Genomic DNA, 9,916 nt, shown 5'->3' on the forward strand with positions numbered 1-9,916 from the left:
TACCATGAACCTACGGTTCGTCACTGCCGCTGATCTCACTGGCGACGATATCGCGCAGCGCGGGGAACTTGGACCGCCACCGCCGCGCCGCTTCGATGTCAATCTCGGCCGTGAGGATCTGCTCCTGGGCCGAAGCTTCGAAGATCGGCGTTCCCATGTGGTCGAACGCCGAACTGCGGCCGTCGAATTGCAGATCGGGTTCTTCCCCGCTGCGGTTCACGCCGACGACCGGCGCCAGGTTTTCGATCGCCCTGGCTTGCAGCAGACGTACCCAGTGTTCGCTGCGTTTCGCCGGCCAGCAAGCGATCACGGTGATCAATTCCGCTCCGCGCAGGATCGCCGGCCGAAAGATCTCAGGAAAACGAAGGTCGTAGCAAAGGAAGGGCGTGATCTTGACGCCCTGCCACTCAAAGACGACTTGGGTCGAGCCGGCGGTGTAGTGGTTTTCTTCACCGGACAACGAAAAGGGATGCATCTTTTGGTAGCGCGCCAATTGTGTCCCGTCGGGGGCGAACACCACACATTCATTCCGCGAACGCCCGTCACGGATCGGAGCGGCGACGCCGCCCATGAACGCCGAATCGTACTGCCGTGCCAATTCACGCAGCAACGCTTCCCCTTCGCGGGCTTCACTCTGGGCCGTCGCATTCACGTTCATGCTGAAGCCGGTTTCAAACATCTCCGGCGCGATCACCAACGAACCCGGGCGGATCGTTGTCCCGCCAAGCAACTCGCGCAGACGCCGGTGATTGGCCGGTTTGTCTTCCCACGCCATGTTCAATTGAACCGCAACGATCTGCATCGCTTTGGACCCACTCATGTAAGAAGTTTTGCAAGACCGTCACGTAGGCGGCCGACGCCTTCGCGGACCGATTGCGGATCCAACGCCCCGTACGAAAGACGCAGCGAGCAGCCTTTCGATTCGCCGAACGCGCTGCCGGGCAGCACCGCGACGGAGAACCGGCGGATCAACGACTCCACCAGTGTCATATCGCTCTGATCGGTTTGCAATTGGAACAACACATAAAACGCGCCCCGGGGGACGGCAAACCGGCACCGATCGCCCAGTTCGGAGAGCGACCCGAGTGTGGCATCGCGGACCGCGGTCAAGCCGGCGATTCGCTCGCGACACCAGTCCGATCCGACCTCCAACGCCGCGGCGGCGGCCACCTGACAGACGATCGGCGGGCAAATCAAATTCGTGTCTTGGATCTTGCGGATGCCTTCGACCAGATGATTCGGCACGACGGAGTACCCGATCCGCCAGCCCGCCATCCCGTAGGACTTGGACAGCGAATACAACGAAATCGTGTGTTCGCTCGCCCCGACGGCGGAACCGGGCGAATAGTGACGGACGCCGTCGTGCAGGAAGTACTCGTAGGCTTCGTCGGACAGATGGTACAGCCCGCGGGCGGCGCACATCAAATTGATCTCCGCCAGGTCGCTTTGGGAATAAACCGCGCCGGTGGGGTTGTTGGGCGAGACGGTGACGATCGCTTTGGTCCGAGGGGTGATCGCGTCGCCGATCGCATCCAGGTCGGGTTGGTTCTGGTCGTCGGTCGCCACCACCACGGCGCGGCAACCGGCGATCTCGATCGCCATGTGGTGATTGAAGTAATACGGGCTCAACAAGATGATCTCGTCGCCGATGTCCGCGATCGCCAGGATGGCGTTCAGAAATCCCATGTTCGACCCGGCCGAGCAGACCACCGACGATTGGTCGGCCTCCGGATCGATTCCGTTTTCGGCAATCAGCTTCTGCTGGATCAAGTCGATCAGCCGCTCGTTGCCGACGACGGGCCCGTAGCGATCTAAGCCGTGATCTTGCCCGGCCGCTTCACTGACCGCCTGAAATACCTCCGACGGCGGAGCGTAATGGACCACCCCCTGGCCGAGCGAAATGGTCCCCGGATGTTCGCTCGTCCAACGTCCCACGATCGGAATGACGGGCGCTTGAACGTGTTGGATTCGGTTGGCAATCACTCGAGCGGATGGTCCTGTTGACGAATCAAAATCCACCGCGACACAACCAGCGATTGGCACGTCCGTGGGGCTGTTTGATCGGCATTCTTGTGCACCGCGGTCAGAGTGTCAAACCACAACTACCGACGCATCGAAGGCACTCATTTTTTATCGGACCAGTGGGGGAGTCGTGTCACATGATTGCTCCGTCTCCGCTTGGGACCTAGGTACGGGGCAAGAACACTACGAATCCACGGAGAAAAAACGATGAATCGGATCTTACTTGGGCTGGCCGTCGCGGTCGCCTGTTGCTGCGGCGCACGCGACGCGGATGCAAAATTTGCCGGTGAGAGCGACTACGAGTACACCGTACTCTACGATCAGTCGACGTACAGCTTTTGGGATTTCTACTACGATCTGTACTACGACTTCGCCCTCTACATCGAGTCTCCTTCCATTCCCGGCTATTGGCAAATGGTCGGGGATGAACCGTTTGATACGAGAGCCGAGGCCGAATACTGGGAAGCGTTTTTTGAATCGACGTACAACACCAGCATCGTGGCCATCCCCAGCACGCCCACCTGGTCGCGTCGCTAAGTTTGCAAGCGAATAGCCAAGTCTGCCAATCAACGGATTGGCAGACTCTAACGAGTTGAAATACAGGGCTAGTAAGAGAACGTCTCCTTTCCACGTCGGGAACGGGAGTCTTTCCAACTGTAGACAATCTGTCCGGGGTTTCGCCAGCACCCCTCGGGTTCAGCGTGTCGGCCCGGCGACCCTCAATCGACCAGCTTTCGATGCAAATTCCACCGCATGTGTCGGTTTCGGCATCGCGGAATCATTTAACGAGGCGTGTTGCCCGCAGCAAATCGGGGGTTGCAATTGGCACACCAATTGCGTTGTGGACGTTGGAACACGTTGGCGCGCAATCGCATCTTGAGGAGATCGCTCTTGTTCAAATCCCATTGCATATCCATCACTCTATCGCTCGCTTGTTTGTTTGCCGAAGCAGCGAATGGGCAGAGCCAGCGATCGGATACCGTCGGTTCAGTGACGAACCGAATCAGCGATCAAAGTGTCGGCGATTTCGAGCCCGATTACACCGCGATTTGCACGCTGGCGACGCTCAGAATGCGTGCCCTATCGGCGCCCAGTCCTTCGATGGATTCGGGGCTGGACGAATTGGCAAACGCGCTGGACAGCGACTCGGATCTCATGCCCGATGGGCGAGAAACACTTGGTCTGTCTTTTGCTTTGTTGGCGCTGTCTGAAGGAAACAGCAGCGGCAGATATGACCGCCAGATTCGATCGACGATCCGACGCATCGAGCAACTACAATGGACACCCCGTCGGAAGTGCCAGCAGGATGATTTCCGTTTTGGCGGTGTGGGCTACCGACGAGTTTCTGCACCAGATCTTTATCACACCGCACTCGCGATTCAAGCGCTGCGACAGGCGGGAGTCCCCAGCAACAGCCCGTTCATGAAGCGCGCTGTCGTTTTCTTTACGCGTTGCCAACGGCTCGATTGCGAGCGGTCCGCGTCAGTATCACGCAACAGTGGAGGCTTCGTGATCGATCCCTTCACCGGACGGACGGAGCATCCCTGCGGTGGACTCACCTGTGCGGGGATCAAAGGCTTGATCTTATGCGGTGTGCCGCCAACGGATCGGCGAATCAAATCTGCTGCAGCGTGGTTGAGCCAGAACTACACGCTGTCAGAGAATCCAGGCATCGGTGATCCGAAATCGCGACTCTACGACTACTATTGGTCGTTTGCGACGGCAATGAACTTGCTGGGGCGAGAGACAATCGTCGATGCGAACCAGATCGACCACGAATGGCGAACGGAACTGATTGACGCGATTCGGTTGCGACAGCAGGCCGATGGAAGTTGGGCGAATCCCGATGAATCCGAACACCTGCGCGAGACCATGCCGTTTTTCACGACCAGTCTTGCACTCTTGACGCTCGCCGAGACGCTCGCCGATCGCCCTGATTTGACGTCCAGCTCCAATCCGTGATCGGCCCCTGGAATCCGCTGCAATCGCGAATTCGCAGGTGACTGCCTTGCCCGTCATTGGACGCACGGGCCAGGCGAGTTCGATGTGCCCTGATTCGCAACGTCAGGGAGTTTCACCGGCGTGAGATTCTGCCAGCGATCTTTCCATCCGCTCCAACCTCAACTGAGCCAAGTGGTAGGTCGAGATCGGCCCCTCCAAGTCGTCTCGTTCGCAGCGGGAATAGTAGCGTTTTGCGATTTCGCTCACCCCACTTCGTTCAGCGATGATTCCCTGGGTGAGTCGGTCGAATCGATTCAATTCAACACCGGTCGCGACAGATAAATCGCGCAAAATAGCAATCGCGTCTTGGTATTTGCCGTTACTGGCCAGTGCAACCGCGAAGGTTTTCACGACAAACGGGAAGCGATACCCAAATTCGGCGACAAGGTTTCGGAGCAAGTCCTCCGCCTGATCGAACTTGCGACCTGGTTGGTAAAGAAACAATCGACCCGCCATCAGTTTTCCACGCGGTGATAGCGAATGCAGGTTCACCAGCTCGCTCAAATACTGCGCTGCGACATCAAACTTGCCTTGCGTACTAGCCGCCGATGCCAACGCAAGCAGAGCTGGTTCGTCATTCGGCATGCGTTTCAGCCGCTCATCGCCAGTTTAAAAAGCTCTTCCGCTTTCCCGAGTTTGAGAAGCGTCGATGCCAATTCATGAAACGGCTCGGAGTCATTGGGGTGCGCGTGAACCATCTGGGAGGCGAGATCGGCCCGCTCAGCGTCCCGACCCAACTGACGCAGTGCGCTGAGTCGAGCCCGATCGATTTGTAATTGCTGAATCCCGCTAAATCCATCACGCCTTCGGTTCAGTGTCCGGAGAGATTCTTGGGCCAGATCGCTGCTGCTCGCCAATGCGGCGGCCGGGACTAGCGATCCGGTGCCGCCCACCAATCACCTCCAGATTTGCTTGCAATTCGCTGGTGCGACGGTGGCTGGCGAGAATGGTGGGTGGCACCCAATGGAAGCCGCTGGTTTGACGTACGACGCGCAGGATAGGGCCAATAGGACCTATGCGTCCTCTGTGTCCTCTAGGTCCTATTGGAGATCGCGGCCATCGGTTGCTAGACCGTTCGATGCGCTCAGCCGTGCCGCGAGATGGATTAATCCTTGTCGGCGCGCAACACCGAGACGAAGGCTTTTTGGGGGATGTTGACGCTGCCGAACTGCTTCATCTTGGCCTTGCCTTTCTTCTGTTTCTCCAACAGCTTTTTCTTCCGCGTCACGTCACCGCCGTACAGTTTTGCGGTCACGTCTTTACGATAGGGCTGGATCGTCGCGCGGGCGATGATGGTGCCTCCGATCGCGCCCTGGATGGGGATCTTGAACTGGTGCCTGGGAATCGCTTCGGCGAGCTGTTCACAGTAGTGCAGCGCACGCGCCCGCGCTTTGTCGCGGTGCACCAGATAGGCCAGCGCATCGACCGGTTCTTTGTTGACCAGGATGTCAACTTTGACGACGTCGGTTTTGCGGTATTCGATCGGTTCATAATCGAACGATCCATAACCGCGGGTGATCATTTTTAGTTTGCCGTAGAAATCGAACAGCACTTCGCCCAGCGGCATTTCGCTGGTCACTTCGACCCGCCCGGCGGAAAGGTAGTTCATCGATTGGCTTTCCGAGCGATGTTCGCGGCACAATTCCATCACCGAGCCGACGAATTCCTCCGGCGTCAGGATCGACGCCTTGATGTACGGTTCGGTCGCCGAATCGATGTTCGACGGGTCGGGCCAATACGACGGATTGTCGACCTCGACGGTGGTGCCGTCCTTCAGCGCCAGAATGTACTTGACCGAGGGTGCCGAGATGACCAAGCCGATGTCGAATTCGCGCTGCAAACGTTCCTGAATCACGTCCAAGTGCAGCAGCCCCAGGAATCCACAGCGGAACCCGAACCCCAGGGCGGCCGAGGAGTCTTTTTCGTAGGTCAACGCGGCGTCGTTGATCGACAGTTTTTCCAGTGCCTTGGTCAGGTCTTGATACTCATCGGTGCTCATCGGATAGACCGATGAAAACACAACCTGTTTGGCTTTCTGGTATCCCGGGATGGGAGCGTCTGCCGGTCGATCTTGGAGCGTGATGGTGTCGCCGATCTCGATGTCTTGAACGCTTTTGACGCCGGCGACGATGTAGCCGACCTCGCCGGCGGCGAGTTGTTTTCGCGGGTTCAGCTTGAATTGGTTGTAACCGAGTTCATCGACCTTGTAGTCGTGGCCGCCGTGCATGAAATGGATCGCCTGGCCGGTTTTGAGCGTGCCCTCCATGACGCGACATTGCAAAATGACTCCGCGGTACTTGTCGAAGTGGGCGTCGAAGACCAGTGCCTTCAGCGGTGCATCCGGGTCGCCTTTCGGTGGCGGCAGATGCTCGACGATCCCTTCCAACACGTCTTCGATGCCCTGGCCGGTTTTCGCCGAAACCGGAATGGCCGCGAACGGGTCCAGGCCCAGGTCCGCGTCGATTTCTTCGCGGACCCGATCGACGTCCGCCGCCGGCAGATCGATCTTGTTGATCACCGGCAACATCTCCAGGTCGTACTCCATTGCCAGGTACAGGTTCGCGACCGTTTGAGCCTCGACGCCCTGGGACGCATCGACGACCATCAAGGCACCTTCACAGGCCATCAACGACCGTCGAACTTCGTGCGAGAAATCCACGTGCCCGGGCGTATCGATCAAATTCAGTTGATACTCTTGGCCGTCCCTGGCGGTGTAGGCCAGCGTGATCGTGTTGCTCTTGATCGTGATCCCTCGTTCACGTTCGATGTCCATCGAGTCGAGCATCTGGTCATGGAATTCACGTTGCGTGACCCCGCCACAGGCCTGAATCAGTCGGTCGGCCAGGGTCGATTTTCCATGATCGATATGGGCAATGATGCAAAAGTTCCGAATCTGTTTCATACGCCGGGGTCTTGCGACAAAAAGCGGAAAGAAGAAGCCGATCTCCAATCGTAGTGGATCGGGGCTCCGATCAACAGGGATTGATCGCCGGGGGGCAGGTCAGGCCGTGCCAGACGGCCCACCGGCATGCCCAAGGAGGCGACCATCTGGCCAGACGTGCAGAGGCACTCGTCGTCTACCGCAAATCAATTTTCGGGTTGACGATGCGTTGCCAGGGTCGCCGTGTTCTCCGAATTCGGCGGAGCAATAAAGCGAAGCTTTCCTCCGCGTCGACCTCGGAGAGGACGGCGACTGCCCAGCCCAATCGGGAACGAAGCTGCGGAAGACGACTACGACGAACCGATCGTGCCGTCGATGTATTGCTGAGCCCGCTGCCAGACGGCCATGCCGATGTCATTGCCAAGTTTCCGGCCGCGGAGATCTCCGTCGTCAAAGTGAATCCCTCCGTAGATGCGAGACAGGCCCGCTTCATCGGCTGCATCGCGGAACGTCGGCCACTGCAGCGTCACCGCCGCCGCCGGGACGTCACCGGGTTCAAACCGCGATTCTCCGACGTCAAAGCTGACTTCTCCGCCGAATTCTGGTGAACCGGCAAACAGTTCCAGAATCGTCGCACCGGCGGCACTAAAACTGCTGTGGCCCGACGTGTATTCTGCAAACGGGGGGGAGGGGTCGCTGCCGGGTGTTTGGTAGGTCAGAAACTCCGTCGCCGCAATGGACTCGGTCGTACCGGTCAGGGGCGACCAAACGTCGATCAAGTAGCTTCCCGAGGCCTGATCGAGTTCGCCGATCAACCCCAGTTCACCGAGTTCACGGATGACGCGGACCGGACGGGCGTAATCGTAAAACGCCTTGGCTTCCCAGGTGGCGATGCCGGCATCAAAGACCGCGTTGGACAGGGCGAAGAACAGCCCGGCGTCTTGGTCCAACGAGTGTTCGTCTCGCCCGGAAAGGAATTGCCCAAAGCTCATCCAAGTGCCTGGCGGAAATGACGTGCTTCCCCCGTCTTCCCAAAATTCGGCGATCAACTTTTGCCGATCGGTCAAATCGGCACTGGCATCGATGACACGCTGGGCTTGAGCGATGAAGTCGGGATTGATGAGCGTTCCGATCAACGAACGGTCAAGATTCACCACGGATTGATCGGCCAGGGTGATGGTTTTGCTGACCAGATCCACGGTGCCGTCAACCAACAAGAACGGTTCCGGAGGTTCGGGGCGAAACTGAGACGCCGTGGTCAAACTAAACGGAGTGACATCGGACCAATGGGGTGTCAAGAAGCGTTGTTCGCGGATGGCGGTCGTGGCGGTGGCATCGATCGGCACGTACTCCGGCGTCCATGCACCGATGACGAGGGTTTGCCCGACGGCGTTGACCGGAGCGTAGGCGGACACGTTGGAGTATCTGACGCCGGAAACCCCGTCTGGGCTGTCGCCGAGCTGGTTTGACCCATCGGCGTGCCGCACTTTCAAAAGTTCCGCGGCCATCACATTGCCGATGCCCGCGGGCGTGGTCACGTCCGTGGACTGGTTGTCGCGATCGTATCCTAATGCGATCATCAAGTCGTCAAAAACGTGCCGGGCTTCGGGGAACAGGTCCAGCAAAACCCGGTAGGCGGCATGGCTCATCGCTTCGGCCTTGTTGGCATCTGTATTTTCGCTCGCAGGACGCTGCAACACGTCCTGGTTGACCGTCGAGACCGCGTCGGCATCGTAGGCCGACCAAGCGTCGAACATCGCGGTGTGGACCATGGCGTAGGCGCGTGAGGCGACGGTCGGGCCGGGAGAGGTTGCCACAACACCTTTTTGCGCCGCAACATCCCAACGCACCGAGATGGTTGGGTCCGCCGTCGACACCGTCACAAATTGAGAATGCGGATCCATGACCAAATCAGCGGTTTGATGGACCAGCAGTGGGAATTGCCCCGCGGAGATTTCATTGCCAGCCAAATCGCAAAGCCGCGGTGACAAGGTGATGCGATATTCGCCATCGTTGAGCTTGTCGGCAAAACCGAGCGTCAACCGATGTGCCGCGTTCTGCGTGACCGTTTCGATCGGAACCGAATCGATCACATTGCCCGCGGCAGTCACTTCGACCGCATAGTTGCTTTCGCCGATCGCTTCGGGGGCCAACGGTTCGTCAAACAGAAACTCAACGCTTCGCTGACGCAGTCGCAATCGACCCTCGTCGGCGTCCAGCACCGGTGTGGGGACGGTGCGATCGATCGACAGGATGAATTCGATCGATGCATTTCTACCCGGAATCGAAATCGCGATCTCGTGGTCGCCGTCTTCCAGGCGACCGGAGACCAGACCGTCGATGTCGTTGTCGGAGAGCACCAGGCGGCCGTCGACTTCAAACCCAGATAGATTGTCGAACGGTGTTCCGTCGATCGACAACTCGATTTCGTCGAGAAACTCCGAGGCCCAGATTTCGATTCCCGGCGCGTTGGTCAACAGATCGTAGTTTGCCTGTCCGGCGAATCCCGAGTCATGAATCAGCCGCGACGCGATTGCCGGATCATCGTCGATCAATTCATTGATGACCAACAGCACGTCATGGGGGGTGACTTCACCGTTGCCGGTCACATCGGGGAAAAAGCCGGCACCGAGTTGGGGCGTCGGCTGGTCGCGGAGCAAGTCGATGACCGCCAGCGCATCGAGTTGCGAAACCTGCAAGTCCAAATTGACATCGCGCGGCTGATAGGGACTTTGCAGATCTCCGGCAAGCAGCATCCGCTCGGCCAATCGTTCGAATTGTCCCCGCCGTCGGTTGCGTCGTCGTCGTTGTGTGTGATCGCCCGTCACCTGCTTCCTCATCGATCGCCCGTCATTTCGACGTACTGAAATACGCAGCCGTGACTATAGTTCGTCCGATGAAATTGAGCGACGCAGGAAGATCGCGCCGTAGAGCATTTTTCGGTCCAGGGGCCGATCGCCGATAAAACCGTCACGTTGTGCGACCGCGACGCGGGTGAACGTCGCGATCGCA

Annotated in this window: 7 protein-coding genes; 2 read left to right on the forward strand and 5 right to left on the reverse strand. The window is 58.6% G+C overall.

The window, feature by feature from the left end; all coding sequences use genetic code 11:
* Positions 1 to 10 precede the first annotated feature (10 nt).
* Together Mal15_RS24395 and Mal15_RS24400 are read right to left on the reverse strand one after the other, a co-directional pair.
* A complete protein-coding gene (locus Mal15_RS24395) occupies positions 11 to 820 on the reverse strand; it encodes a nitrilase-related carbon-nitrogen hydrolase (RefSeq protein ID WP_199773725.1) in 810 nt (269 codons plus the stop codon).
* Positions 817 to 1,983, reverse strand: coding sequence for a pyridoxal phosphate-dependent aminotransferase (locus Mal15_RS24400; protein ID WP_199773726.1), 1,167 nt, complete (start codon positions 1,981 to 1,983; stop codon positions 817 to 819). Before Mal15_RS24400 ends, Mal15_RS24395 begins: the two co-directional genes overlap by 4 nt.
* A gap of 246 nt (positions 1,984 to 2,229) precedes the next feature.
* Between Mal15_RS24400 and Mal15_RS24405 the strand changes: the two genes are divergently transcribed.
* Both Mal15_RS24405 and Mal15_RS24410 read left to right on the forward strand, forming a co-directional pair.
* The gene (locus tag Mal15_RS24405; protein ID WP_147870145.1) at positions 2,230 to 2,559 is read left to right on the forward strand and encodes a hypothetical protein; all 330 of its coding nucleotides are present in this window, start codon (positions 2,230 to 2,232) and stop codon (positions 2,557 to 2,559) included.
* 453 nt (positions 2,560 to 3,012) lie between these two features.
* Positions 3,013 to 3,984 (forward strand): prenyltransferase/squalene oxidase repeat-containing protein, encoded by a 972-nt coding sequence (locus tag Mal15_RS24410; RefSeq protein ID WP_147870146.1) that lies wholly within the window; start codon positions 3,013 to 3,015, stop codon positions 3,982 to 3,984.
* A gap of 102 nt (positions 3,985 to 4,086) precedes the next feature.
* Here the strand turns inward: Mal15_RS24410 and Mal15_RS24415 are convergent, their stop codons facing one another.
* The 3 genes from Mal15_RS24415 to Mal15_RS24425 form a co-directional block, all read right to left on the reverse strand.
* On the reverse strand, positions 4,087 to 4,608 hold the full coding sequence (locus Mal15_RS24415; RefSeq protein ID WP_147870147.1) for a hypothetical protein: 522 nt from the start codon (positions 4,606 to 4,608) through the stop codon (positions 4,087 to 4,089).
* A gap of 520 nt (positions 4,609 to 5,128) precedes the next feature.
* Positions 5,129 to 6,925: a translation elongation factor 4 gene (lepA, locus tag Mal15_RS24420; RefSeq protein WP_147870148.1), complete on the reverse strand. Its 1,797-nt coding sequence runs from the start codon at positions 6,923 to 6,925 to the stop codon at positions 5,129 to 5,131.
* A 329-nt stretch (positions 6,926 to 7,254) separates the two neighbouring features.
* On the reverse strand, positions 7,255 to 9,732 hold the full coding sequence (locus Mal15_RS24425) for a DUF6851 domain-containing protein (RefSeq protein WP_147870149.1): 2,478 nt from the start codon (positions 9,730 to 9,732) through the stop codon (positions 7,255 to 7,257).
* Positions 9,733 to 9,916: the final 184 nt, after the last annotated feature.

This window comes from Stieleria maiorica (genome assembly GCF_008035925.1).
GTDB lineage: Bacteria > Planctomycetota > Planctomycetia > Pirellulales > Pirellulaceae > Stieleria > Stieleria maiorica.

Excerpts from the sequence above, each read along its gene's own strand:
- Mal15_RS24395 (WP_199773725.1), bottom strand. The coding sequence starts at position 820 with ATGAGTGGGTCCAAAGCGATGCAGATCGTTGCGGTTCAATTGAACATG.
- Mal15_RS24405 (WP_147870145.1), top strand. The coding sequence starts at position 2,230 with ATGAATCGGATCTTACTTGGGCTGGCCGTCGCGGTCGCCTGTTGCTGC.
- Mal15_RS24415 (WP_147870147.1), bottom strand. The coding sequence starts at position 4,608 with ATGCCGAATGACGAACCAGCTCTGCTTGCGTTGGCATCGGCGGCTAGT.
- lepA (WP_147870148.1), bottom strand. The coding sequence starts at position 6,925 with ATGAAACAGATTCGGAACTTTTGCATCATTGCCCATATCGATCATGGA.